Source organism: Alteromonas sp. KUL150 (assembly GCF_009811475.1).
Classification (GTDB): Bacteria; Pseudomonadota; Gammaproteobacteria; order Enterobacterales; family Alteromonadaceae; genus Alteromonas; species Alteromonas gracilis.
The window spans coordinates 1-26878 of sequence record NZ_BLIJ01000076.1 but is presented as its reverse complement, the minus strand read 5'-3'; the positions used below and the strand labels follow the sequence as shown (position 1 = coordinate 26878).

General features: G+C 45.0%; 19 protein-coding genes. 7 read left to right on the top strand and 12 right to left on the bottom strand.

Annotation, left to right across the window (positions count from 1 at the left end; translation table 11 throughout):
- Window positions 1–49: 49 nt before the first annotated feature.
- The 8 genes from GVO62_RS17770 to GVO62_RS17735 all read right to left on the bottom strand — a co-directional run bounded on the left by GVO62_RS17770 (window position 50) and on the right by GVO62_RS17735 (window position 10808).
- Window positions 50–2491, bottom strand: coding sequence for a cellulose synthase subunit BcsC-related outer membrane protein (locus GVO62_RS17770; protein WP_159120391.1), 2442 nt, complete (start codon window positions 2489–2491; stop codon window positions 50–52).
- Window positions 2488–3588: a glycosyl hydrolase family 8 gene (locus GVO62_RS17765; protein WP_159120390.1), complete on the bottom strand. Its 1101-nt coding sequence runs from the start codon at window positions 3586–3588 to the stop codon at window positions 2488–2490. Before GVO62_RS17765 ends, GVO62_RS17770 begins: the two co-directional genes overlap by 4 nt.
- The gene (locus tag GVO62_RS17760) at window positions 3582–5849 is read right to left on the bottom strand and encodes a cellulose biosynthesis cyclic di-GMP-binding regulatory protein BcsB (protein ID WP_159120389.1); all 2268 of its coding nucleotides are present in this window, start codon (window positions 5847–5849) and stop codon (window positions 3582–3584) included. Before GVO62_RS17760 ends, GVO62_RS17765 begins: the two co-directional genes overlap by 7 nt.
- Window positions 5846–8071 (bottom strand): UDP-forming cellulose synthase catalytic subunit, encoded by a 2226-nt coding sequence (gene bcsA, locus GVO62_RS17755; protein WP_159120388.1) that lies wholly within the window; start codon window positions 8069–8071, stop codon window positions 5846–5848. Before bcsA ends, GVO62_RS17760 begins: the two co-directional genes overlap by 4 nt.
- Window positions 8049–8621 (bottom strand): hypothetical protein, encoded by a 573-nt coding sequence (locus tag GVO62_RS17750; protein WP_159120387.1) that lies wholly within the window; start codon window positions 8619–8621, stop codon window positions 8049–8051. Before GVO62_RS17750 ends, bcsA begins: the two co-directional genes overlap by 23 nt.
- Window positions 8622–8823: 202 nt before the next feature.
- Window positions 8824–9312, bottom strand: a complete 489-nt coding sequence (locus GVO62_RS17745; protein WP_105930357.1) for a YgjV family protein — start codon at window positions 9310–9312, stop codon at window positions 8824–8826.
- Window positions 9313–9340: 28 nt separating this feature from the next.
- Window positions 9341–10102: a tRNA1(Val) (adenine(37)-N6)-methyltransferase gene (locus GVO62_RS17740; RefSeq protein WP_159120386.1), complete on the bottom strand. Its 762-nt coding sequence runs from the start codon at window positions 10100–10102 to the stop codon at window positions 9341–9343.
- Between the two features lie 85 nt (window positions 10103–10187).
- Window positions 10188–10808, bottom strand: a complete 621-nt coding sequence (locus GVO62_RS17735) for an NAD(P)H-binding protein (protein WP_159120385.1) — start codon at window positions 10806–10808, stop codon at window positions 10188–10190.
- A gap of 70 nt (window positions 10809–10878) precedes the next feature.
- Between GVO62_RS17735 and GVO62_RS17730 the strand changes: the two genes are divergently transcribed.
- Window positions 10879–13089 carry a S9 family peptidase gene (locus GVO62_RS17730; protein ID WP_159120384.1) on the top strand — a complete coding sequence of 737 codons (2211 nt, stop codon included), beginning with the start codon at window positions 10879–10881 and terminating at the stop codon, window positions 13087–13089.
- Window positions 13090–13295: 206 nt separating this feature from the next.
- Window positions 13296–15161 carry a S8 family serine peptidase gene (locus GVO62_RS17725; RefSeq protein WP_159120383.1) on the top strand — a complete coding sequence of 622 codons (1866 nt, stop codon included), beginning with the start codon at window positions 13296–13298 and terminating at the stop codon, window positions 15159–15161.
- Between the two features lie 149 nt (window positions 15162–15310).
- On the opposite strand, the gene GVO62_RS17720 is transcribed toward GVO62_RS17725, so the two are convergent.
- The gene (locus tag GVO62_RS17720) at window positions 15311–15685 is read right to left on the bottom strand and encodes a PH domain-containing protein (protein WP_014950757.1); all 375 of its coding nucleotides are present in this window, start codon (window positions 15683–15685) and stop codon (window positions 15311–15313) included.
- A 12-nt stretch (window positions 15686–15697) separates the two neighbouring features.
- Window positions 15698–18709 (bottom strand): putative bifunctional diguanylate cyclase/phosphodiesterase, encoded by a 3012-nt coding sequence (locus tag GVO62_RS17715; RefSeq protein WP_159120382.1) that lies wholly within the window; start codon window positions 18707–18709, stop codon window positions 15698–15700.
- Window positions 18710–18968: 259 nt separating this feature from the next.
- Here GVO62_RS17715 and GVO62_RS17710 point away from each other — a divergent pair, with 259 nt between their 5' ends.
- The 4 genes from GVO62_RS17710 (at window position 18969) to GVO62_RS17695 (ending at window position 23851) form a co-directional block, all read left to right on the top strand.
- Window positions 18969–19997, top strand: coding sequence for a serine/threonine dehydratase (locus tag GVO62_RS17710; protein WP_159120381.1), 1029 nt, complete (start codon window positions 18969–18971; stop codon window positions 19995–19997).
- Window positions 19998–20083: 86 nt separating this feature from the next.
- A complete protein-coding gene (locus GVO62_RS17705) occupies window positions 20084–21802 on the top strand; it encodes an amidohydrolase (RefSeq protein ID WP_159120380.1) in 1719 nt (572 codons plus the stop codon).
- A 30-nt stretch (window positions 21803–21832) separates the two neighbouring features.
- The gene (locus GVO62_RS17700) at window positions 21833–23206 is read left to right on the top strand and encodes an APC family permease (RefSeq protein ID WP_159120379.1); all 1374 of its coding nucleotides are present in this window, start codon (window positions 21833–21835) and stop codon (window positions 23204–23206) included.
- Window positions 23207–23209: 3 nt separating this feature from the next.
- The gene (locus GVO62_RS17695) at window positions 23210–23851 is read left to right on the top strand and encodes an MBL fold metallo-hydrolase (RefSeq protein WP_159120378.1); all 642 of its coding nucleotides are present in this window, start codon (window positions 23210–23212) and stop codon (window positions 23849–23851) included.
- Between the two features lie 122 nt (window positions 23852–23973).
- Here the strand turns inward: GVO62_RS17695 and GVO62_RS17690 are convergent, their stop codons facing one another.
- Window positions 23974–24489, bottom strand: a complete 516-nt coding sequence (locus GVO62_RS17690; RefSeq protein WP_015068113.1) for a lactoylglutathione lyase family protein — start codon at window positions 24487–24489, stop codon at window positions 23974–23976.
- A 264-nt stretch (window positions 24490–24753) separates the two neighbouring features.
- On the opposite strand from GVO62_RS17690, the gene GVO62_RS17685 reads away from it, so the two are divergent.
- On the top strand, window positions 24754–25752 hold the full coding sequence (locus GVO62_RS17685; RefSeq protein ID WP_159120377.1) for a LysR family transcriptional regulator: 999 nt from the start codon (window positions 24754–24756) through the stop codon (window positions 25750–25752).
- Between the two features lie 131 nt (window positions 25753–25883).
- On the opposite strand, the gene GVO62_RS17680 is transcribed toward GVO62_RS17685, so the two are convergent.
- On the bottom strand, window positions 25884–26717 hold the full coding sequence (locus GVO62_RS17680) for a class II glutamine amidotransferase (protein WP_159120376.1): 834 nt from the start codon (window positions 26715–26717) through the stop codon (window positions 25884–25886).
- Between the last annotated feature and the right edge of the window lie 161 nt (window positions 26718–26878).

Genomic DNA, 26878 nt, shown 5'->3' with positions numbered 1-26878 from the left:
ATCTTTAAATCTTAAGAAAAGATAGCAAAGAATGCAGTTGGAAGCGGCTTTACAATGCAAAGCCGCTTATTCTTGGGGATGATAGCAACAACTCATCGCTGGTAACGCCATCACCTTTCCCTGCTCTCCATCTAATTTGAATTCCCGCTTCAAACGCCTGATACTCAACAGCGAACGCTTTTCCAATATAACCTGCCGCAATCCAGTTGTCGTTGAAACGATATTGGCCCTCAGCCATAAAGTTGCCGCTTAAGCCCGTATCTGAGCTTTCACCAAAAGCCTCATCTAAGTCTTGAGGACGAAACGCTTCTCCTGTAGGAAAGCGCAGATCATCGTCTTGTTCAACACGTGAAAACGCAAGTGAGCTTCGTAGCTTAATTTGCCAGTTAAGTGCTTCAAGCGTCAATAGCTCTGAATAGCCGCCAATACTGATGAACTGGCTTGGGCTAAAGTAGCCACCATTGCCGACCGTAAAGCCACTTAAATTTTTATCATAGCTTGTATAGCTCAAGAATGGCCCAACACGCCAGTAATCAAGTTTGGGGGAGACCAAACTTGCAATGTCATAACTCATATCACCACGGACTGATAGCGAGCTATTATTGGCAACGCGTTCGCCTTCGAGTCGGCTTACCTGAGCCGTTCCTGCGACAGACACTTTGTCAGTTATGGAGTGAGCCACCAAACCCCGAACCCCACTTTCTATAACGTAGCCCCAAGCTTGCGTATGGTCAGTATAGAATGTGCCGGTCTGGCTTAATAAGCTATCTTCTTTCGCTTTTCGAAATAAGGTAGCCGCGACGGTAGTATTTGCTAAGAACTTTGTTGCCGAGATTTGCCCTGTCACTTCCGCCTTCACAGGCTGGTCAAACATGGCATAATCTAAATTAACGTAAAAATTAAAGTCTGGTGCCTGATAAAACGCTTCAGCCCGAAGGGCTGTATCTTCAAAACCGCTTATTCCTGAAAATGTACTGCCTAATTGCCTATCACCAAACCAATCATTAGTTTGTGGACGACCGCTATAGAACTGCTTGTAGTCGAGCGATACTTGCCATAGCCAGTTTTTATAACCGCTGCCAATGCCGACGTATTGCGACAGAACGTCGAAGTTGCCAAGCCCTTCTCCGCCACTTCGACTGCGGGTATTCATTCCATAGACAGCACTTAGACCATCTTTAGTTTGTGATAAAACCCCTCGTGGATCGTCGTTTTGATAAGCGAGCCAAAACTGTTTTCTTGGCCAAGCATTGCGAGTAGTGCGCTCTTGCAAAATACGTTTTACTTCAGTGTATTTAAGTGCCAACCTATTCAATGTGGTATCGTCACTTTGATTAAGTGAAACCAGTTCGTTAGCAATAACGCTATCATTTGGCGTTTTCGATAACACACGCTCAAACGCTGCAGTGGCGGTTGTAGTATCTTGTATTTCTTTCGCAGCCCAACCAATCAGGGCTTGCTCATCAAGACTCAGTCGCCTTAACTGGGAAAGTGCTTCACCCGCCTCAATACTTTGTTTGTAACGCATTGAGTCATAAAACTGCGCTTGTCGCGTTGCTAGCGCATCAGCACAGCGACGAATAAAAACGTCGGTATTAATACTGCACGCTAAAGCGAAAGCGTCTTGTTTAGAGGACTCTGTTTCCTGCGCAATCAGCGCTAAGTACTTACCTTCATCATCATCTACCAAATGAAAGAGCGCTTCAGAAAATGTATAGTTTTTAGCATCATATTGCTGCCACGCCTCTCCTATGAGTACATCTTTGACATAGTTGCTATTATCTAGCTCAAGGAAGGTTTCAAGCGCTTCAAAGTCTCGTAACGCTAGCGCTTGCTGTAACCAGATACCCGTAACGCTATCAAGTCCCTGCTGCGCCGACTGCTTATCTATGTCACGTACAGCCGTTTCTAACGCCAAAGAGAACTGCTTCGTCGCTATGTCGAGCATACCTTTATCGATAGCGGTCCATCCCATCAACAAATAAAAGTCTGTTCGCTTCAATTGGTTACTAAGTTCAACTAATCGTCTCACTTGTTGCTCTGAGGCATTGGCGCGGGCCTTTGGCGTACGCTGAGCAAATTCCTCTAGCGCCGAAACCTTTGGTGACGCTTTGAGAAGCGTTGACTCGCGCTCTTGTGAGGCTCGTTTGGGCTCGTCTGATTCTAGCGGCTTTACAGGAGCAGGCTTTAATGTACCTTTTAATCTACCATTTAGTCTGTTTAGTTCAGTTTCGACTTCTTTTGGTACTTGCCACCCAGGGTAAAGCGCCTTTAAACGTCCAAATTCGTCATTGGCCTGCTTCACCTGTCGCTCGTTGATATGATACCAAAGACCGGTCAAATCAGGCTGCACCTGCTGTGATGGTAGAAGACCTAAGTCCTTCTCTTTATAGGTTGTTTTTGTTTGCCCAATAGCCTGGGTTGGCACAAGTAAAGCCGTTATGGCACCCAAAGCAAGCACGAGAGCAGTACGTTTAAATGTATCTTTCACGAGGCGTTATCCGCTACTGCTAGCATGGAAAGCAAAGTTAAGCTGGCTGAATAGTAATCCATTTTTCGATTAACTGTGGGCCATTTTGCGGCTTTCGAATTCATAATTTCATCTACTGCAAGTTTCACCGAACGCATGCCGTCTGTCATTTCATACTCAGCCGTTTGCTCGGTAAGCAGGTTTATTGTCGCAGGGGTTGGTTCAAGCGCCCACCACTCATAATAGGGTTCAAGCAATCGCTCTGCTAACTCATTATCGTCTCGAACGCCTTCAGACCAAACTAATTGGAGCGGGATCCGAACGGCGTTGAAACCAAACTCTGGTGATACGACATTTTCTAACGTCAACCTGCCTTTAAACTTATCGTTATCGATGTCCACACTTTTGGGTTCAAAGCGAACCCAGTCGCTCGGTAAACGGTAAGATGAAAACTGCATATTCGAAAGTAGAAACAAGCCTGTTTCAAAGAGGTTGTCCCATTTTGATGGCGTTGATGAAAGGGACGATAGCTCAGAAAGTGCCGGAAAAATCCAGTAGGACATATTGAGCTGCATGCTGGTGATTTCATCTGATTTTACACTGAATCCGTACTCACCCGGCAAAAGTAAAACGGCCTTGTCATACTTAACCAACAGGGTGCTTTCAATCGCTCCGACGATGTTTCGCGCATCTTCTTTAAGCTCGTTCACGCCCCACTTTTCACTTGCTCTTAAAAGCGCCCACGCAATCAATAAATCTCCATCAGAGGCATTGTTAGGATCATCAATACAAGAAGACGGGCTGCCGGTGCACGGTCGATATCGCCAACTAAAGAGCCCATCTTTACGCATAAGCGTACTTTTAGTCCATTGCCATAGTGCATCAAAGGTCTCTTTATCATCGGCGGCAATAGCGAAAAGCATACCGTAGCCCTGCCCCTCGCTATGGGAAACGTCACCGTTTCCCGTATCAATTACGCGACCGCCATCAATAAATAGCGCTTTGTAGGCCATGAACTGAGCTTTGAACTCGCTATCGTCTTTTGTAGTACAAGACATCAGAACACACAAAAAGCCAATAAAAGACAGCGCCCTTGTTGCTTTTCTTAGCGCTACCATGAGTCTTGTACTTGTTCATTTCTACGTTTAAGCAGTAGGTAAATCACCATGCTTACGATAAAGACCAAAATGATAAAGCCAATCAGCCAATACCAAGGATTGTTGGAAAGCCAAAGTCTTAAGTGCAGCCAGTTATCGTCAGCTTCACCCACTTCATATTTTTCACTTACTTGCATGATAAGCGATGGCGATAACGCATCTTTCCAAGCAAAGAAATCCCCTGCCATTTGCCCCCACAACGACAAGCTAACCAAGTCTTCTACTCTCGCTTGAAGTAACTCTGGCGTTTGCGCAGCCATGATGAAAAGTGTATCGGTGTCTGATGAAACGGGATGTGCTTGCGCTGTGAGTATCGCCTGCGCCCCCAAATCACTTTCCTGTACAGTGTTTCCATCAATTCGCATTTCTTTAAAAGACTTGTCATCCGTCATATTTCTTATTTGGTTGTACAGATTATTTTGAAGTCTGTAAGACCAGCGCTTAGTCGCATCTATTGCTGTACTAAATTCTTCCTGCTCAATGCTTGAAAGGGTATCTGGCGTTCCAAGCACAAGGACCGAACCTTCGGCAGAAATATCACTCCCCGATACGATTTCAACGTTTAGTAACGGAGCTTGAGCTGCTTGCGCAAACTTAGCAGACAACGTTAACGCCGTATTCAAGTAGTCATCTGACGGTATTGCAATACTCGAAACAGGCGCAGATTTGAAGCGCGCAAATGGATAAGCAGTTTCAGAGAGCATGGCTAAATTGGGCTGCACTGCGACATGTCCCGCACTTGGAAGCTCAATAACCGAAGAGTTATCTAGCTGAAAAACGAGATGGGACCCTGGCACGTCGTCGCACGCTACGCCGGCGAGCGGAGGTCTTAAGGTAACTGCAAAATCTAGATTGTTAACGCCGCCTTTGAAGAATCGAGCAGGAATGCGTAACTGGTAATCTCTGTACGATTGACCATTAATATTGTTAAGTGCCAAGCCGTGGACCAACTCATCATTTACTTTTACGTTCATTACTGAGCCAGGTCCAAATCCTGCACCGTAACCGAAATCTAAAAGCAAACTGACCGATGCGTTTTCAGGAACATAAAAATCAGCGGGTAGCCTAAAGGAGACGCGCTTGTTAAAGTCGCCCTCATCCCTAAATTGCGTTGTCGGTACGCCAAAATCTTCAAACGTATAGTGGTTATCAGGGTTCAAGATACGGTTACGCTGAAGAGTATCTGGCTGCATTTGAGACTGAGAAAGCACCTTTACCTGAGAAACGGGGTTGATAGCATCATCCATAACCGCCAAGGCCTTGGCCGCTTCTAGCACTTCATTTTGTGTCGTTCCACTTACAATCAGCCTATAGCTAGCTGGCACAATAATCTTTTTGTCTTTCACAAAGGCTGGGGTGCGCTGCGCTTTTAAAAATGCGCCGTCGATATCGTTGATCACTTCATCAGATAACACTGGCGATAAAGCTTCAACAGTACCCACTAGCACGTGAACAGGTTGCTCTTGCTCTGGCTCGAGGTACCACGCGGTGCGCTCGTATTGTGCTATGTTTTGCTCATTCCAAAAATCATCTTCGGTCTGCGGAAGCACGTAGCCATCATCAAAACTCTCCTGCTGGATAATAAGTGGCTGGTACTGATTTCGAAGGGCCAATGCCTGCGCAACAATGGGCAGTGTTTTTTGCTTTAATAATGGGTTCACTTCCCGTGCAGTATAGAGGTGAACATTACGCTGACCGCCAATTCCAGGGTTAAAGAACCCGCTCAATGCATCTAATGTGAAACGCTTCTCATTGATTGAGGTGGCTATCTTTAATGTAGAACTATACACATTGATTTCACTCCACAATTCCGGTGCGTTGCCGTCTACACATTGCTCTGCGTAGTGCTGGCTCACCGCAAGAGTAAGTGAGTTAAACCCCGCACGCCAGAGAGCGTTGGGAATAGTAACCTCAGATACAAGGGAAGGTCTGTCAGGGTCAAAAGCAATCTGTCCGATGGTTGCATTGTTGAATCTGACATACAGCTGCGAACGCTTTCTAATTAAGGCTTGCGAACTCACCACTTCAAGCGTTAATAGGGCGCTATCCACGTCTGCGACGAAACTCAGGGGAATGGGAATGTCTACCGACGCGGATTTACCTTGAAGTCGAACCGTTCCGTCACCACCGTAAAAATCGGTTAGTCGGTACGAGTTTGTTTGTGCTGCAAGGGTAAAAGGCATGCACAAAAGCCATAGTGGAATAAGGTATTTTTTTATCATTGATTTTCCTTTGCCGGCTTAGCAAGTAATCCTAATTTACCGGCGAATTTCCCCATTAGTACAAGCATATGCAGTAAAGCCGGCTTTAGCCCGACTTTTAGCACGTGTTTTGCGCCAAACCAGTATGAAATAGCTCTTGTTCTTCTTCGTTGAAATGACATCCAACGCAAACTATCACATAGTGAATAAGCGACAACTTCGTTTTCTTGTTCGTCGTTTTGAGGGGCAAAACGCACCCTCAATATTTTCGACGAACTGTCGTAGTGCAGTACCTTGATGGGTATATGCACATTTTTACTAAGTGCGTGACTCCACGAGGTAAAAGTAGCGCTTTCAGGTACAAGCGCCCCTGCCCCTTTTAGTCTTAGTCGCGCACCTCCTAATGAAAGATCGACCAGATCCCCCACCCAGGCTTCGTCGGTACTCGTTTTAATCACAACGCTATTTGTTGCTGGCAGTCGCGCTTGGCTTCTTACTTGTTTTCGCTCAAGTAAAACACTAAGAACCGATAATAATAAAATTAAGTTGAAAATATTCCATAGCATTACTACTACCGTTAACTCTCTCGTAAGCGGTTCTGTAATAAATTTATAAACCCCACTACCCAGAGCAAAAGTTATGATTAATATCAACCAATAGAAGATGTTGGATAACGGTGATATGAAGGTTTTTTCTAGGCTTTCACCCTTTGGCGTAACCACAAATGAAGGGGCCCTTGGCTTTAAAAAGACTTTGATCAGAGCATTTAGCGTAAACGCACATTGGAGTATCTCATAAAGCTCGGAAACCAGAGGCCATCGGGTTCGCCCAAACAGCATAGTGGAAATCATGTAAGTGGCTATAACGTGGGGCAGTGTGAACGCAAAAATTTCCAGTATAGAGGCGTGATAAACCTGAAGGCCAAATACAAGATACGCTAGCGGCATTAGTAGAAAAATAATCCGAGCAAAAGGAAATAGCCAAAACATGATTGAACTCATGTAGCCAACTCGCTGATACCATTTTAAACCTTCGGCTTTAAAAGGTTTTTTAAGCAGTAGAATCTGAGTCATTCCCTGAGCCCAGCGCATACGCTGTTGAATAAATGCATCGAAAGTTTCTGGCGCTAAACCACTCACCATGGGCCTATCAACATACACAGATTCGTAACCCATTTTGTGCAAATCTAGGGCAGTTTCTGCATCTTCGGTAATGGAGTCGCCAGAAATACCGCCAACTAAATCTAAATGTTTCCGACGCATTAGCGCAGCAGAACCACAGAAAAATGAGCTTCCCCAGTAATCTAACCCCTTTTGTATGGTTCCATAAAACATGTCGTTTTCTGACGGCATACGAGTGAATGCCGAGAAGTAGTTACGCTCAACGGGATCAGGGTTCGCCATAAAATGGGGGGTTTGAACAAGGAATACTTTCTCGTTTTTGAGCATCCAAGGGACGGTTCTATCTAAAAAGTCAGCGGTAGGCACATGGTCTGCGTCTAAGATAACTATTAAATCACCAGTGGTATTTTGAATTGCACTATTAACATTACCTGCCTTAGCGAACTCATTTTTTGCCCGCGTGTGGTAGGTGATGTCCAAACGTTCGCAAAGGCCCTGAAGCCTCTCTCTTCGTTGTTTTGCCGACGCTGCTGAAGCTGGGTTTTCAGCATTAATTTTTTGGTCTGTTCCGCCATCATCAAGCAGGTGAATATGAAGTTTATCCTTTGGATAATCTAGCATTTTCGCGGCTCGAATGGTTACTTCTAATATATCATCATCTTCGTTGTAGCTTGGGATCATGACATCTACACTAGGCAGTGTGGATCTATCTACACCTTCTAGAGATAGTAAAGGTCGACTGAGTGGAAACGCATTAACGATAGCCCCCAGTACAGATGTGACGCCAGCGTATATTTCAGCGCCAAACAGCAACAAGACGGCTATCATTGAAAGAAAGTCAGAATAAGTCAGCGTGTAAATACCTCGCCATAATAAGTATCTAACACTAAGGGCTATTGCTAACACCAGTGCGAACACGCGAAATAAATGCTGATATTTTTGAGTGTGCCTCGCTTCTTTACTGCAAAGCGATATGAAAATAAGAATGACTATTGAAGAGAGAAGTTGCCCGAGTGCATCCATGGGCGCTAGCAGTAACGCCCCAAGAATAAGGGACGCTACTAAAAGTACTATAATTAGCTTGGAAGTATAATGATGCCTATGTGTTTGGGAATAATCCAAGTTTGCGATCCAGTATGTGTATTTGCGTTACACTTGCATAGTTCGCCCTGTTTATTAAGGTCATTTTGCCATCTGCCGTCTCTACTTCATGATTGCTCTTGTAAAACAAACTAGAGATTTGGTCTCGTCGCTTCCTATTGCTTTTTGAAAGTAAAAACCATGCTGGGTAAGTGGCTATACCAAATGCTGCCACAGCGACCAAGCTGTAAAATGCTTTAGGAGACATCGAAGGGGCTACAAACAGGGAAAATATAAAAACAGCCACACTCAATACTGTAAATATACCAGTAATTTTACGTAAGCGTATAACTTTTAACAATTTGTTTTCAGCTTCCAACAGCATAAAGAGTCGCTTTTTCCAAAGCGTCTCTGTCTCTAGGCTGGTTCGAGCTTCAACTAGACGTGGCTTGTCGTTTGCCGAAGCGGCGTTTCGGAAAAATTGGGCTTGCTCATATACATTGACCGCCGCACCATTGTTAATGGCGCTTTGAAATGATTGTTCAAGCAAATCAGAGCGTTCAACTTTTTTAGAATTATCAATTGAGTTCATCGCGTATACTCTCCTCACTACTGCATACAGAGTCTACTTCCGCTCATCTCAAGGAAAAATTACTGAAACTATACTCACTGATTAATAATGATACGCTTACATACCTAATTTTAAATTGAACTTTAGCCCATTGCACTTTGGTATACGGTACTTTGGTATATGTCTAATACGACAAGGGGAGCACTATTTTCGACCTCAATATTTAAGGCTTTCTCAATTTGCTGACAATGCTTATTAAGTTACTCACGTTAAATACTGTACCGAAAATACTGCCAACAGAAATGGCATAAATTAGCCCTAGGGTTTCGGCAACAAGGAATACTTTTCTAATGGTGTGGGTATTTCTAATGACAAGAGAGCCAACGGTGAAAATAAGCGATGACGTATAGGCAACAAATATTATCCAGTTGTGGTTGAGCACGAACCACTCATAGGCCAAGAACCCCATATTTATTGCGATAAATAAAAACAGGATAACGTTACTTCTATGCTTAATCGCAATAAAGTTACGCACGCTCGCGAGCAGAGTACCAACCCCTGCAGCCATTGCGTCGAGCATAAAAAAATGTGCACTCAACGCCGCTAATGCAAAGGCCGAGATAAGTAAATATTTGTCCACATTTGTTTGACGATAGCCTATGAAGTTCAGAACTACAGCAATCGCACCAAAAGCTTCCGCAACAATATTCATTGAGTCTATATTCCTGTGCTAATGCTCATTAAAATTTCAAATAGAAAGGCTCACAAAGCGCTTTATATTCATCCGTGTAATCGCCCTTTTCATTCCTTATCGTCAGTATATTTTTACTAACCAAAGTGTTTTGTTCCTGCGTGTTCTTACAGCCATGTAATGAGGACGCGGAAGAAGATTTAATAAAATGAAAGGCGCAAAGATAAGGCGACTTGGTTTTTGAATGTTTTATGTAAAGAATTCTCTGCAACTGGAGACCGTAAGTTTCTGCTACCTGCACTATGTCGGCGTCTAAAGATGAAGGGTATAAACAATACATGCTACCTCGTTCATTTAAGACCGCATTACTTACGCTGAAAAGTGTATCGGGGCGAAGGGCTGATGTTTGCCTTGCCAGATTTCGAGCTTCACTTTGAGCTTTATAGGCGTTTGTAATGTTGAGTGCTTCATCAAAGTATGGAGGATTTGAAACGACTAAATCATAAAGGCAAAGTGGCTCAAATTTACAGATATCACAATGGTAAACAGACAGCTGGCGTGACCATTTAGCATTATCAAAATTAAAAGCCGCTTGCGCTGCAGCGTTATCGTCTATCTCTATAGCGTCGATCTTCGATGAAGATAAGGCTTTTTGCGCCATCATTAGCGCTAGTATGCCGCTGCCGGTCCCAACATCTAGAATATGCGCGGCAGCACCGACGTTCACCCAACTCCCTAAAATCAGGCTATCTGTATTCACCTTCATCGCACAGCGGTCTTGAGTCACCGTAAATTGTTTGCAGCGAAACATAGAGGGGTAAGTTACCGAGACGTTTAAAAGCCGCGCATTCTATACCAAGTTCTAAAACGCTTCACGTTAAGGTTATGATAGTTCACTACCAGCGCTGCAGCGACATCATGTTTCTTGCTACATCAATCGCGTGTACTGGCCGGTACTTTTTGAGTGGTCCCTTCATCAAACTTTGCCAAATAGGTGCGGTTTTTTGTGCTAAATCTTCTAAAGTGCGTGACTCTTCTCTGTCACCAAGCAATAAAGATGGTCTTACCGCCGCGGCATTTGGCAGTTGCGGCATACGCATAATCGCATTTTCTAACTCACCTTTTACCTTCAAATAGAAGTTACTGCTTTTCGCATCGGCACCTACCGAAGATATCCAGACAAAGCTGTCTGCGCGTTGCGCACGGGTGAGCTGGGCTGCCACATGGACGTATTCAAAATCGACGCGGCGAAATGCCTGTTTAGAGCCTGCCTTTTTAAGCGTTGTACCTAAACAACAATACACATGGTTTACGCTGAAATAACCTTGGTAATCTTGAAAGTAATCAAAGTCGATAACAACAGGTTTTAATTTGTTATAAGGGTCTTTAAACATGCTCGAAGAAAGAGGCTTTCTAACTAAACACGTGACTTCACTGTAACGCCTGTCCTGTAACAGCATATTTACAAGCGTTCGTCCTACTAAACCTGTCGCTCCTAGCACCATTGCGGATTTCATACGTCGCACCTTGTATCATAAATTGATATAACTACAATCAAACCTTCGACAGTCAAATATGCAGATAAAAATGAAAAAAGCCCTTTTAATTGGAGCCGCTATGCTCTCTACTGCTTTAAACGCTGAAACGCTCACAATTGAGCGTATTTTCTCCTCACCTTCACTAGATGGCAACGCCCCCCGTTCATTAAAAGTATCACCTGACGGTCAGCGCGTTACATTCCTTAAAGGCAAACAAACTGACTACGAACGCTTAGATTTATGGGAATACCATATTGAAAGCGGTCAAACCCGCATGCTGTTCGATTCAAACGACCTTCAAAGCGGCGAAGAAGTGCTTTCTGATGAAGAAAAAGCGCGACGGGAACGTATGCGCTTATCAGGCAGCGGTATTGTTAGCTACCAATGGTCTGACGATGGCAAAGCGTTGTTGTTCCCGCTAGGCGGCGACGTGTTTTATCACAAACTCGGTGAAAAGGGCGCAAAACAGTTACTTGACACTGACGCTTTTGAAACTGATATTAAATTATCACCAAAAGGTAACTACATCTCGTTTATTCGCGACCAGAACCTTTATGTGAAACACATTGAATCAGGTAAAGAAACCGCCATTACCAAAGAAGGTGGCGGCAACATCAAGTTTGGTATGGCGGAGTTTGTGGCGCAAGAAGAAATGGGCCGCATGACTGGATATTGGTGGTCACCTGATGAAACAAAAATTGCATTTACCAAGGTGGATGAAAGCCCGGTAGACGTGATCACCCGCTCTGAAATTTATGCTGACGATATCAAACTTATCGAACAAAAATATCCTAAGGCAGGCACGCCGAACGTGTTGGTGGAACTTGCTATTCAAGACATCAGTTCTGGCGACCGCACATGGGTTGATTTAGGCGAAGATAAAGACATTTATTTTGCACGAGGCAAGTGGATGCCAAACAGCACCACATTTACCTACCAGTGGCAAACGCGAGATCAGCAAACCTTAGAACTGCGCGCCTTCGATCTTAATAGTAAAAAAGAAAACGTACTGCTTACAGAAAAAAGCACTACGTGGGTAAATTTGCACGACGACCTTTATTTCTTGAAAGAAAAAGGCCAGTTTATCTGGGCGTCTGAGCGCGATGGATATAAACACCTTTACCTTTTCGACAATAACGGCAAGCTTGTTAAGCAATTAACCAAAGGTGATTGGGTTGTAGACAGTGTTGAAGCTATAGATACCGCAAACAACCGTTTGTATTTCTCTGGTCGCAAAGACACGCCACTTGAAAGTCATGTTTACAGCGTGCCTTTAGAGGGCGGCGAGATTTCGCGTATCACTGAACTAGGCGCATATCACAGCGCTGCGTTTAGCAAAGATGCCTCTATTTTTATCGATCGTTTCTCGACCATTAATTCACCTGCACAGGTTAGCCTAAATACCGCCAACGGCGAGCGAATTACCTGGCTTGAAGAGAACAAGGTTGAAGAAGGCCACCCGCTGCACACCTATATGGATAGCTGGACAGCACCTGAGTTTGGTGACATCACCACAAAGGACGGCGCAACCCTTAAGTATCGAATTTACACGCCTGACAGTGCCAAGCAAAACCCTAAACAGAAGCACCCTGTTATTGTTTACCTTTACGGCGGCCCGCACGCACAAGTGGTAACAAACAGCTGGGCGGGTAACCGTGGTTTGTTATTCCAGCATTGGGTTGATCAAGGCTATGTGGTATTTACGCTAGATAACCGCGGTTCTAATTATCGCGGTAAAGGCTTTGAAGATCCTATTTATAAAAAAATGGGCTTTATTGAGGTGGACGATCAGGTTGCTGGCGTAGAGTTCTTACGCACACTTCCTTTCGTTGATGCTGAGCGTATCGGTGTTCACGGTCACAGCTATGGCGGCTACATGACTCTCATGACCATGTTCAAAGCGGGCGATTACTTCGCAGCTGGAGTGTCGGGTGCGCCTGTAACTGACTGGCGCCTATATGACACCCACTACACGGAACGCTACATGGGTAACCCAAACACGGATGACGATGCTTATACTGCATCTTCAGTATTCCCTTACGCAAAAGATCTTAAAGGCGACCTTTTAATTTACCACGGTATGGCGGATGACAACGTACTGTTTACTCACTCGACTATGCTATACAAGCACCTTCAAGACTTGGCCATCCCGTTTGAAACTATGGATTACCCTGGCAAGAAGCACAGTATTCGTGGCAAGCAAACGGGCATTCACTTATACAAAACCATAACCAATTTTTTCAATAGAACGATTAAGTAAATATAAACAACTGAAATATAGGGGTATAAAGATAATTTATCTTTATACCCTTTTTTTTGGTTATTAAACTTTATAATAATTTTTTGCTACAAGGTTTGTTAAATTTTTTTTCATAGTGTAGGTTCGAAAGTGAGCAATTCGCTTACCCACCACAAAAAACAATCAAAAAGGTGGGATTAAACAACAGGTGAAACAGAGTGGTACCTATGAAAAATAATAAATTTACCCCATCTTTAATCGCAGCTGGCTTAGCACTTTCAAGCTTTACAGCACTTGCAGACGACGACCGTTACATCATTCAGGTAGACAACAACGCAAAAGGCATTGTGAAAGCACTGGCAAAACAATCTGGTGCAGAAATTCACGTTGATGCCGATGGCTTCATCGCTGCGACGTTCAGCGGTAAATCTTTGAGTGACGTGAAAGGGTTACTTAACAACCCACACGTTAAATTAGTTGAAGCTGACCTAAAACGCGTGCCAATGGCCTTATTTAACGATGACGCGGGCGACCCAACACAAACCCAATTAACGCCATACGCTGTTTATCAATCGCAGGCTGACCAAGTTGTATTTGATAGCAACGCTGGCATGAAAGTGTGTGTTATTGACTCCGGGCTAGATTCATCGAATGCTGATTTCAACTGGTCTGCAATTACCGGCGATAATGATGTTGGCACTGGTAATTGGTTTGAAAATGGTGGCCCTCACGGCACACACGTAGCCGGTACCATCGGCGCGGCTGATAACGGCTTTGGTGTAGTGGGCATGGCGCCTGGCGTTGATATGCACATCATCAAGGTATTTAACGCTTCTGGCTGGGGCTATTCATCAGATTTAGCACAAGCAGCTCAGCTGTGTTCTCAGGCTGGTGCTAACATCATAAACATGAGCCTTGGTGGCGGTGGCGCAAACTCTACAGAAGAAAACGCGTTTAAAAACTTCGTTGCAGCGGGCGGCTTAGTTGTGGCTGCTGCTGGAAATGACGGCAATAGCGTTCGTTCTTATCCTGCAGGCTACTCGTCAGTGATGATGATTGGCGCAAACGATGCGGATAACAATATTGCGGACTTTTCTCAATACCCATCGTGTAGCTCGGGCCGCGGTAAGCGCGTTACTACCGACGAAACTATCTGTGTTGAGGTAACTGCAGGTGGCGTAGACACCCTTTCAACCTATCCTGCAGGCGGTGCGTCACTATCTGCAATGAGCGCTGACGGTGTTGGCTTTGCATCATCGGCGATGGAAAATACCGGTACGGTATCAGCGGCGACTTACTTCCTAGGCTTAGGCGATGCGGTAGATACTGGCGCAGCGGGCAAGGTTTGTGTTATTGACCGCGGTAGCGTGTCGTTCTACGACAAGGTTAACAACTGTGAACTATCTGGTGGTGTAGGTGCCGTTATTATCAACAACGAACCAGGCATGCTTTACGGCACGCTAGGTGATACTAACAATACCTCAATCCCTGCTGTAGGTGCAGCGTTCGAAGATAGAAGCGCATTAGTAGCAGCATCTACTATCGACATTTCAATTGGCGCAAGTGACTACGGCTACATGAGCGGAACTTCAATGGCGACGCCAGCCGTTGCAGGTATTGCTGCGCTGGTATGGTCAAATCACCCAACGTGTACCGGTGAAGAGATCCGTAGCGCGCTTAAAGCGACTGCAATGGATGCAGGCGCCGCAGGTAAAGACGACTTCTTTGGCTATGGTATCGCTCAAGCGGCCGATATGAATGCTTACCTAACTCAAAATGGTTGCGCTGGCGGCAACGGCGGTGGTGACAATGGCGGTGGTGATAACGGTGGCGGTGATACAGGCGGCACCGGCGACTTAACCCTTACGGCTACCGGCTACAAAGTAAAAGGCACACAACGTGTAGATCTTTCTTGGGCTGATGCTATGTCGTCAAATGTTGATATATATCGCAACGGAAGTGTGATTGCTACCACAGCAAACGACGGCGCGTATACCGATGCTCTTAGCTCAAAAGGCGGTGCTACTTATAGTTATCAAGTGTGTGAAGCAGGCACAACTACCTGTTCAGCAAGTGTTAGCGTTGTTTTCTAAACCTTTCATAGATTATGTTTTTGCCAGAGGTTGCAATAATGAGCTAACCATTGTGGAAACGAAATCTTAAAGAAAGAAACTAAAATAGCGGGCAGTTTTATACTGCTCGCTTTCTTTTTATTAGCCTTAAATTAGCTTGGCAATAGTGCCTAGCTAAACATCTGGGTTGCTAGGTTTTGCTGTACAGCCTGCGCAGACGACGCACTCAGCTCAATCTCAATAGGATCGGCTTTACCCGACAACCAGATTTTAAGCTCGGCGTCCGTATCAAAGTGTCCTGCCGTCTCAACGATGAACTGCGTAATCGATTTGTAAGGAATAGAGTGATAGTTCACTTTGCGCCCAGTAAGCCCTTGCTTATCGATAAGGATCAGGCGCTTGTTCGTGAATACACTTAAATCGCGCACTAATTTAAACGCAGAAGTAACGGTCTCGTTAGCCGCGAGTATGGGCGTCAGCTCTTCTTGTACATCAGAAGCGCTTGTCTCGCTCGCATTACCCATAATGGTATCAAATAAACCCATAATTATTTCCTTTTAGGCAGAGGCAAGTTTTACTCGCCATTGAACTCTGTGCGCCAGTGGCTTGGGTTTATCTAAAGCAAAGCCCTGACCATAGTCGACTTTAAGCTCTCTAAGCACCTCTGCAGTAGCGTTGTCCACTACAAACTCAGCTACCGTTTGTTTACCCATACTGTGCGCAATATTATTAATCGCAGTAACTGTAGCATGATCAATTGGATCGTGAACAATGTTTCGCACAAAGGAACCGTCTATCTTCACGTAGTCTACGTCAAGGTGCTTAAGGTAAGTAAACGACGACATACCTGCACCAAAATCATCTAAGGCAAAGCTACAACCTAAATCTCGCAGCGTGGATATAAAGTGTTTAGCGGCACTTAAATTCGTTACCGCCGTTGTCTCTGTTATTTCAAAGCAAATCTTCTCTGCAGGTACCGACGTGCTTTGCATTCTTTGCGTAATTTTATGAAGAGCCATCTCGTCACCTAGCGTTATGCCCGATAAGTTAATAGCCACTTTGCCAACGTTATCAATATGCGCTGGGTTACTTTCAAGGGTTTTGAGGGTGTTATCTACCACCCACAAATCCACTTTATTCATTAAACCGTGACGTTCAGCTAACGGGATAAATAATCCTGGGCTGATAAGACCGCCCTCTCTAGCGTTTAGACGAAGCAATATTTCATAATGTTGAAGGTGTCCCGCTTTATCTTCATTGGGCACATTAAGCGGCATAATAGCTTGGCTATATAATTCAAAGCCGTCGTTTTGCAGCGCGTGGTGTAACGCATGCAGTACTTGATTCTCACTATCGTCGATGGCCATTTGTGAGTCGTTGTCGTGAAACACAAAGTAACGGTTTCGCCCCAAGTGTTTTGCTTTATAGCAGGCATTGTCGGCAGCCTTGATCAATGCTTCCGCGCTTTGTGTGCTTTCGTTTATTTCGATTACGCCAATGCTTGCGCCCACAAAAAACAACTTGTCGTCATATACAAAACGGTAATTGGAGATAGCCAACAATAGTTTATCTAGGCGCTTGGTCACCTCTTCTAAACTTTGATTACGAAATATAATACAAAATTCATCTCCGCCTATTCGCGCTAGCAAGTCTTGCCCGTTTACATACTGTCTGAATATGGTAGATATCTCTTTCAGTAGCTTGTCGCCAGCGGGATGACCACAGCTATCATTCACCAATTTAAAACGGTCCATGTCGATAAAGCACATCACACTTTGTTTGTGTTGAGCATGAGGCATGTTTAAGAAGGTCACCTCATTGTAACCCGCGCGACTTACGATATTGTTCTCTTCTAGCTCGGCGAGCTCAACGTTTTTACCACTCGCGTTTTGCTTATTGCTGCGATGTGTGTCGTTAAGGATCTCTCTTAACTTTTCATCAAAAGCATAACGGTTGAAGAGCCCTGTTAATTGATCATGATTTGCTTGAAAGTAGACTTCTTCCTGAAGCGCTAGTTCCTTAGTGACGTCTCGCGCTATGCCTTCAACGGCCACTAACCTGCCTTCCTCATCTAATATTGGTGTGTCGGAGAACTCTAGCGCCAATGGCTCACCTACTTTGCCTTGATAATGAACGACATAAGGTTCAGGCTTTTCGCCACGAGCAATGGTTTGGCGAATCTGGAAAGTTTCATCAGGTACTTGGCGTACATAGCGCGATTCATTTACGCAAAAATCATCCGCAGAAAAGCCAAGAATTTTTTCAATACCAGCACTCACGTAGATAAAATTATGCTCGACAGTTTTTGTGTAAACAAAGTGTCTATGCATCCCATCAACTAAGCGGCGGTATTTTTCCTCGCTGCGTTTAAGGTCATTTTGGGCACGAAAACGTTCGGTAACATCCCTTATTGTTAAAGCGATATTCTCCCCCGCCTTTACCACCTGAACTTTTATCCATTCAGGGCTAATTTCGGTACTTTCAATGGCAATATGGGCTTCATAAGGTATGCCACCCTTATACACGTTTTGCGCATTTATAAATTCGTGACTCAACCCTAAATACCGCATTTGCTCTGCCAATGTCATTGAGCGCAGTGCTTCACACGCCCCGCGAAATAGATAGCGGGTATAGGAATTGGCTTCGACTAGCGAAAAGTCGCTTTCTTTAGGCTGATAGATAAGCAACGCATCGAGAGAGGCTTCGCTGGCGGTTAAGTAACGCTGTTGGCTGAGCGATAAACTAACCGCCCCCTTTAACTGTTTGTGCAGTACGTAGCTAACCAGCGCTGACATCAGTAAGCCCGTTAGTATGATGAGGAGCCCTGCGTTGTAGGGGCTTAGCTGGGACTGCATAGAAAGATAAAAGTCTCTTTCTAAAAACGTAAAGGGAGCCAAAGAAACAATCGTACCGTCGTCAGCAAATTCGCCGCTTTTAAATAACGTGGCGTCGTCAGAATAGATTTGGAAGTTAAACTGAGGGCCAACTAATTCACCCAACATAACCCCCAATATGGTTTGAACATCGAACCCCGCTATTAAATAGCCGTGATCGGGTTCTTGAGGGCTTATGGCTCTGCCTACTACGATAAAATGATGTTCAGCTTCCTGAGAATAAAGCAGCGTACTTTCTAAATCTTCAGACAGGCTAGAGACGTTTAATCCTAGCGCCTCCATTGGCTTCCCAATAAGCGTATTGTCAATGCGCGTCTTGATACCCGTATTGGGCGTTGTTACCCAAGCGATTTTTCCAGTGGCATCAACAAATACTAGCGAGGAAAATCCTTGTTGCATACCCATTAACGACAGGGATTGAGCATTAAACCAATCCACTTGGTTTGGTTCAAAGGTGGGCCAGTTCTGCATAAGGTTATGCACCGCTTTAATGCGTTCATTTGAGAACACTTCAAGACTGATCTTTACTTGTTCGGCAACTGACTGGGCTTTGGAAATTCGGGCTGCACGTTCGTCGTTTTGAATAAAGGCGCCTGCAGATATGAAGATTAAAGAAAGAAGCAGAAATAACACCGCAGGCAGGGCGTATATGCGATGGTTTATTTTGCTTAACATGTGTCTATCTCCGAAAACTGCAGGCGGTATACTAAAGTAGAATTATGAAATAAATATGAATTGCCTTATACACGATGCGGTGAGGATACTGGCGTAAGTGAAAAGTATCTGGCACTGTATGAAATCAGTTTTCTTTTGATGCGTATTGAGACGTTTAAAATAAAACGTTACAGAGACTTAAAGTAGCTTTTGCAATTTTGGCACAAACGCTAAAACCTTATATGCATTGAAAAATAAAGAATAAAAGAGCATTCAGAAAATGAGAACACCTCCCAGCTTTGATAGCATTAAGCTTGCTTACGAGCGTATAAAAAATAACGTTAAGAAAACCCCTATCGTGGAATCTTCGTTGCTTAACCAATGGATGGGTAACCGTATTTTATTTAAAGCAGAATGTTTGCAAACCATCGGGGCGTTTAAAATTCGCGGTGCAATGAATTTTTTGGCTCGTTTAAAAGAAGAAGGCCGTTTACCAAAGCATGTGGTTGCAAATAGTTCTGGGAATCATGCACAGGCGGTAGCCTATGCAGCTGCTCACTTCGGCGTTAAAGCGACAATTTTTGCAAGCGAAACGATATCACCTATCAAAGCCGCGGCCACACAAAGTTATGGTGCTGAATTAAAGCTATTTCCCAACCGCCTAGAAGCCGACGCTGCGGTTAAAGATGCATCGAAAGCGCCAGATACTGTCTGGATCCCCCCGTTCAATCATGAGGATATTGTGGCAGGGCAAGGCACCGCGGCGCTTGAGGCACTTAATGAGGTGGGTAAGGTAGATGCCGTCTTTGCGCCATGCGGCGGTGGCGGATTGTTGTCGGGTACACTTTTGGCGACTCGCGCGTTACAACCCGACGCACTGGTTATTGGGGCTGAGCCGGCTGAAGCCAATGATGCATCAATGTCGCTTCAGGCAGGGGAAATTGTTGCTTTAAACCATACTCCAGACACCTTGGCAGATGGCGCAGCTACGCCTTCTGTTGGCGATGTCACATTCCCACTTCTTCAAGAACTTGACGATTTTTATGAAGTTGATGAACTACAAATTGCTTACTGGACTCAATGGCTTCATCATTTACTGAAGCTTCACATTGAGCCAACTTGCGCCATGACTATGGCTGCGGTTACAGCATGGGCAGCAAACACGCCTCCAGGTCAAACTGCGTTGGTCATATTAAGCGGCGGAAATATTAGCCAGTCGAGCATGGCAAAAATATGGGAACGTGACTTTTTACTACAGCCCCCTATTCTTGATTTTAGCGAGGCCGACGAGCTTGATGAAACGAGTTAGGCCAAGGCGTAAAAAGCTCAAAGAATAACGATACAAGTTACGCAGAATAACAATCTTAGAATAATTAAATAAAGGCAGAAAACTCCATGAACTCTACTTTACGTAAATCAAAAACGAGAAAACAATTAAGACTTGGCGCCATAAGCTCTGCATTATTCACTGCACTGTCTTTTGCAGCCATAGGAAGTGCTAGCGCGGCTACTCTCGTTGAAAATGTTAAAGGGTATACGCTTAATGAGGCTGGCGAACTTATCTCGTTCAAAAACCTTGTAATGGATGAGGGTAAAGTGGTTGCCCTAGACGTAAATAAAACAGCGCCTGATATTACAGCTAGCATCGACGAGACTATTAATGGTGATGGCAAAGTGATGCTACCAGGGCTCATTGATGCTCACGGTCATTTACTTGGCTTAGGGGCAAACTTACTCGAAGTTAATTTGCGAGAAAGTAGCAGTGCGCAAGACGCGGCCAAGATGGTTGCTGACTATGCGTTTGCTAATAGTCAACAATCTTGGATTACTGGCCGCGGCTGGAATCAAGAATTATGGTCTGACAGAGCTTTTCCCACCGCTACCGATTTAGACAAAGTCGTGTCTGACAGGCCGGTATTCCTGACTCGGGTCGATGGTCATGCAGCCTGGGTTAATACTAAGGCTATGGAGCTAGCTGGTATCACTAAAGACACCAAGTCCCCCGTTGGCGGCGAAATAATAAAAGACGTAAACGGCAACCCTACTGGCGTGTTCATTGACAACGCATCACTACTCATTGAAGAACATTTACCTAAAGCCAGCAATGCAATATATGAACAGCAACTCAATGCTGCAGGTGAGCACTTACTAGCAAATGGCGTGACATCAATGCACGATGCCGGCGTGAGCAGAGATGTTTACGATTTCTATTTGAAAGAGGCCGTGGAAGGTGATTTACCGGTGCGTATTTACGCTATGGTAAGCGCTACTGACCCTGAACTTTCAACCATGTTGGGTAATGGACCAATACGCGATGATGACGATTTTCTGTATATTCGTTCGGTAAAAGCTTATGGCGATGGCGCATTAGGTAGCCGAGGAGCCGCATTGCTAGAACCCTACTCAGATGCGCCTCATCAACATGGCCTATTGCTGACACAACCGGAGGACATGACAGAGCTTTTCACTACCGTTATCGGCGCAGGCTTTCAGCTTAACTACCACGCCATTGGCGACAAAGCTAACCATGTTGCGTTGAATGAATTTGAGGCCACTTTTGAAAACATCGGCGGCAGCGAATTGCGCAATCGTATTGAGCACGCTCAAGTCATCGCTCCAGACGATTTAGCGCGCTTTGCATCGTTAAAAGTACTTCCCTCCATGCAACCTACTCACGCTACCAGCGATAAAAACATGGCAGAGGATCGCATTGGTAAAGACCGTATGAAAGGCGCTTACGCGTGGAAGACACTTTTAGATTCTGGTATCCCACTCCCATTAGGCTCTGATTTTCCCGTTGAATTAGCCAACCCGTTTTACGGTCTTCACGCGGCGGTTACCCGTCAAGACAGAAATAACCAGCCGGTAAAGGGGTGGTATGCCCATGAAGCATTAACTGTTAAACAAGCATTTAAAGGTTTTACGCTCGATGCGGCCTACTCGGGGCATATGGAGGATTCGTTAGGTACGTTAACGCCAGGCAAATGGGCAGATTTTATTCTAGTTGATCAAGATATTTTCACTATTGATGCCAAAGACATTTGGAAGACAGAAGTACACGCAACCTATGTGGCGGGTGAACAAGTGTTTTCCAAGCAAGCACCGAAACAATAGCGTTTATTAAAGAGAAGCTAAGCATTAATAATGAGTAGTTCAAATAAAGGGCTTTTAACCAAAGGCATCGGCAGTATTGGCGCTGCCCTTTTGGTATTAAACGGGCTAATTGGGGCAGGTATTTTTGCGCTGCCCGCCAAAATGGCCGCAGAGCTCGGTGCCTTTAGCCCTTATATCTTTTTGATTTTTGGCGCGCTCATGCTTGCCATTGTGTGGTGCTTTGGGCAGTTGGCAGCCCTGTACCAGGAAACCGGTGGGCCTGTAGTATATGCGCGCAAAGGGTTCGGCGATGCCGCTGCGTTTCAAACCGGCTTTGTTTATTACCTCGCTCGCGCCACCGCTATAGCAGCTAATATGCATGTTTTATTGCTGTACGCAGGCTATATATGGCCGGAAATTAATACAGGGTCAGGTAAGTCATTTGCGATTGTTGTACTGACAACAGCATTAATTCTCGTGAATATTGTCGGACTTAAAGCCGCCATGCGATCACTCGATACTATCTCGGTGCTTAAGCTGTTGCCCTTCGTGGCATTGATTATAGCGGGCTATTGGCAGCTAGACTTTTCTACTGCATTAACCAGCTCTGCTGCTCCGGTTATTCCAGCATTTGATACCATTTCAGCCGGCGCTCTACTTACGCTTTATGCCTTTATTGGTTTTGAAACTGTGGTGGTGACTAGTGGCGAAACCAATTCACCGAAAAAAACAATACCTCGCGCATTAATGCTTACTGTTTCAGGCATTGCCATATTTTACTTTTGCGTGCAGTGGCTTTATTGGCAGACCGTCGGACCAGAGAAACCCGATAGCGCACCACTTATCGCACTCGCCAACATGATATTTGGCGAAACCGGGGCGCTTGTTATGACTCTAACCGCTGTAGTCTCGGTTGCCGGAAACTTGCTGGCAAACATGATTTCCACCTCCCGCCTTACCTATTCTATGGCGCAGCAGTCACTCGTTCCTGGGAAGCTAGGTAATATATTGGGAAGGGTTCACAACAAGTTTGCAACGCCGTATCTGTCCATATTAGTACTTGGTCTTTTCGCTGGTGCTATGGCGCTTAGCGGCAGCTTTGTGTGGCTTGCGATTTCCAGCGTATTGGCGCGGCTTGTGGTGTACGCCATGTGTGTGGTCGTGCTGATGAAAGCGCAGCAAAGCTCTTTGCGTAGCGCGTTTCAGCAGAGCGCTTCTGTTCAAGGCACTGCAGGCTCAAAAGTCAGTCCTACAAACTTGTTAAAGCGTTTGATACCCTTTGTCGCATTTGCGGTTTGCGCATGGTCTATTGCACAGTCGTCAACCAACGCATGGTTGTTTTTACTCGGCGAATTAGCAGTTGGCGCACTGCTCTATTTAGCGCTTTTTCATTTCACTCCAAGCAAAAAAGTATCAAAAGGTTAAACAGTGGAAATTCAAGTTATACCGGTTACGCCCTTTGCCCAAAACTGCTCGTTAATTTGGGACTCATCCACTAACAAAGGTGCGTTTGTCGACCCAGGCGGCGACATTGAAAAGCTTATTGCAGCTGCGACAAATAAGAGCGTGAGTATTGAAAAAATAATTCTCACTCATGGGCACTTAGATCACGTTGGCGGCACTGTCGCCATCGCAGAACATTACGGTGTACCTATTGTTGGGCCTCATATCGGCGATAAATTCTGGTTAGATGCACTTATGCAGCAAAGCCAGATGTTTGGCTTTCCACCGGCTCAGCCCTTTGCACCTAACGAGTGGTTAAACGACAACGACACGATATCGGTAGGAAATTTGACTCTTGAGGTGCTTCATTGCCCGGGCCATACGCCAGGACATGTGGTGTTGGTAGAGCGCTCAAGCAAACGGGTTATTGTCGGCGATGTGATATTTGCAGGCTCAATTGGCAGAACCGACTTCCCACAGGGAAATCATCAGCAGCTTATCGACTCTATTAAGCAAAAAATCATGGTATTGCCCGATGATATGACGATTTACCCGGGCCACGGACCAACCACTACCGTTGCGACTGAAAAGGCCACGAATCCTTATGTGTCTGGCAGGTTTGGGTAGCCTAAGTACTAATAAAATGAAAAAGGCGAGGTACGTTTAACTGCAGCGCCCTCGCATTTTTTATTTCATGCCTGTTACAAACATGCTTATAGCGATATGCAACAGGTATTAGCAATGAATGCTTATTCGTAAGCACCGCTTGCATAGTGCAATTCATAGCTGTGGCTATAAATTTCAAGAATGTTGCCAAACGGGTCTTCCATGTAAATCATGCGGTAAGGCTTTTCACCGGGATAGTAATAACGCGGCGCCTTCATTCGCTTCTTACCACCAGCGGCAACAATCTTTTCGGCTAAGCCTTCTACATCTGGGTCTTGAACACAGAAATGGAAGATACCGGTTTTCCAATACTCGAAGTTGTTTTCAGGGTTCTCTTGGTTACTAAACTCGAAAATTTCAACGCCTACGCGATCACCTGTTGAAAGGTGCGCAATACGAAATTTCCCCCAACCTGCGCCAAATACGTCAGTACACATTTCACCAATGGCTGAGTCATCTTCAACAATTTCGGTGGGCTTCATGATGAGATACCAGCCAAGTACTTCGGTGTAAAACTTTACGGCAGCTTCTAAGTCAGGTACTGAAATACCAATATGAGAAAACGTACGTGGATACGGTGTTTTTACTGCTTCAGTCATCACTTACTCCTCTGTAGTGCAAGTTAATAAAATAGCTTAAGCGGCCGCCCTCTAGGCTGTTTCGGTGCCCAGATCAAAGCAAGTTCAAATTCAAGATCAATGCAGGCTCAATAAGCCGTTTGATATAGACGTTATTACAAACCTCCTCGACTAGAAGACCTACTCGAACACCGCTTAAGTGAACGTGCATACATAGTAGCTAGACAAAGAAAAAACATGAAATTATGATATTTTCTAAATATGATAAATTAAGATTATACCTCAATGATAAACCCTATTTGGCTAGACACCTTCATTACTTTGGTAGAAACAGGAAATTTCACTCGTACCGCTGAGCAGCGATTTATGACGCAGCCCGGTGTAAGCCAGCACCTAAAAAAACTTGAAGAGGTATGCCAGTGTGAATTAGTGGTCCGCTTAGGAAAAGGGATCCAGCTTACTGAACAGGGCCAACGTGTTTACCACTACGCCAAAGAGCAGCAGTTAAAAGAACAAAATTTTATTGCCAGCTTAAAGTTTGACGCCCCTTTTGAAGGTAAGTGCATTGTGGCCTGCTCAGGTGCAATTGCTCAGCGTATTTACCCCGCTCTGCTGGTACTGCAAAAACAGCATAGCGGGCTTAATATTCATGTGGAAGTCGCGCCTCGCCGCACAATTTTATCCGGAATAGCGAACAATACGCTTGAACTTGGTATTGTGACAAACCAGCCAGAGAGCGAGGATATACATAGCGAATACTTAGGCGAGGAAGCATTAGGGATTATACTACCCAGTAGCTTATCGAGTGCGCTTGAAGAAAAGTCTACAAATCCATTTAAAAATGAGCAGAGCGCTATTCCGCTTGCTAATGCTAAGACACAACGCTCATCCAGAGCTGGAAACTTGGAACTAAATGATACGAGCGCTTTAAAAGACATTATCAACACTTTAGGGCTCATCAATCACCCCGATGCGATGCATTACTTACAGCGCTACTTTAATGATTGCGGAGAACCTGAATTGGCTAACGTCAACCCGAACAAGCTGCCTCATGCCGGCTACATTAACCAGCTTTCGCAAATTCTGCTGCCGGTAAGCGAAGGACTGGGTTTCACCGTGCTCCCCACCAGCACACTAGACTTTGTTAGCTTTGCAGACAAACTCACTGTATACAACGGAAAAAACGACGTAACCGAACCTCTTTACAGCGTTCAAACCGCACACAGCGAACTGCCCGCCCGCTACCAAGTAATAAAACAAGCCATCATACAAGTATTGGGGTGAAGCTTGGGGGTCAGAGTACATTGTTGAGCTAAGCTTGGGGGTCAGAGTACATTATTAAGCTGGCTTACCAACTAAGCGCCGAGCATTTTGAAAGCAGATTATTAAAGTTACTCTGACCCCACAATTCGTAATTAGTCGTGAAGCGACGGATCGGGCGCTACCATCTCTGCTTCTCTTTTATGTTCAGGTACATCCACTTTACCCGAGGCAATAACTTCCCCCTCTTGCCATAGCTTCCACTCGCCCCGTTCGTAAATATCCCACTGCTCGTCATTCGTTAGTGGTTCGGTAGCAATAATACTCACCACATCTTTTGGCGTGGTTTCCGCTGCAAAATCAATTTCCACCTCAACATCGCTTAAACAAGCGGGCCCAAACGGTGCTCTGCGGGTAATGCTGGCTAACTTTGTACTACAGAAGGTAAATAGCCAATCGCCGTTACTCAGTAAGCAATTGAATACACCTTGTTGAGCATACTCTTTTGAAAGCGCCACCAGCGTTTCGGCTAACTGCTCAGACATAGCGTCTCGGGGAAGGTTTTGCCTGACATTATTCATAATATCGCAGAAAAGCTCTTCGCTATCGGTATCTCCAACCGCTTCGTAAATACCTGTTCGGCGTGAAAAGTTAGGGAGTTGCCCGTTGTGCGCAAACACCCAATATCTTCCCCACAGTTCGCGAGTAAAGGGGTGCGTGTTAGCTAAGTTGATATTACCCACATTTGCCTGACGAATATGACATATCGCATTTTTGCTTTTTATAGGCAGCTTCGAAACAAAATCAGCAATGGGTGATGTGGCGCAAGGCTCAGGATCGTGAAACATACGCACGCCCTTTCCCTCGTAAAAAGCGACGCCCCAGCCATCTTTATGCGGCCCTGTTTCACCACCGCGACGAGTTAGCCCAGTAAAACTAAAACAGAGGTCGGTTGGCGTGTTAGCACTCATGCCTAAAAGTTCACACACAGCGTTTATTACCTATAGCAGTTATCTCACAAAGTACGTTGAGAATACGCAAGCTATCACGTTGAATCAATTCGACATTGGTTAGGATTACTACTTTTTGTTGAAGATAAGAGAGTTATGGGGTCAGAGTACATTCGTTCGGAAAGTACTCTGACCCTGAG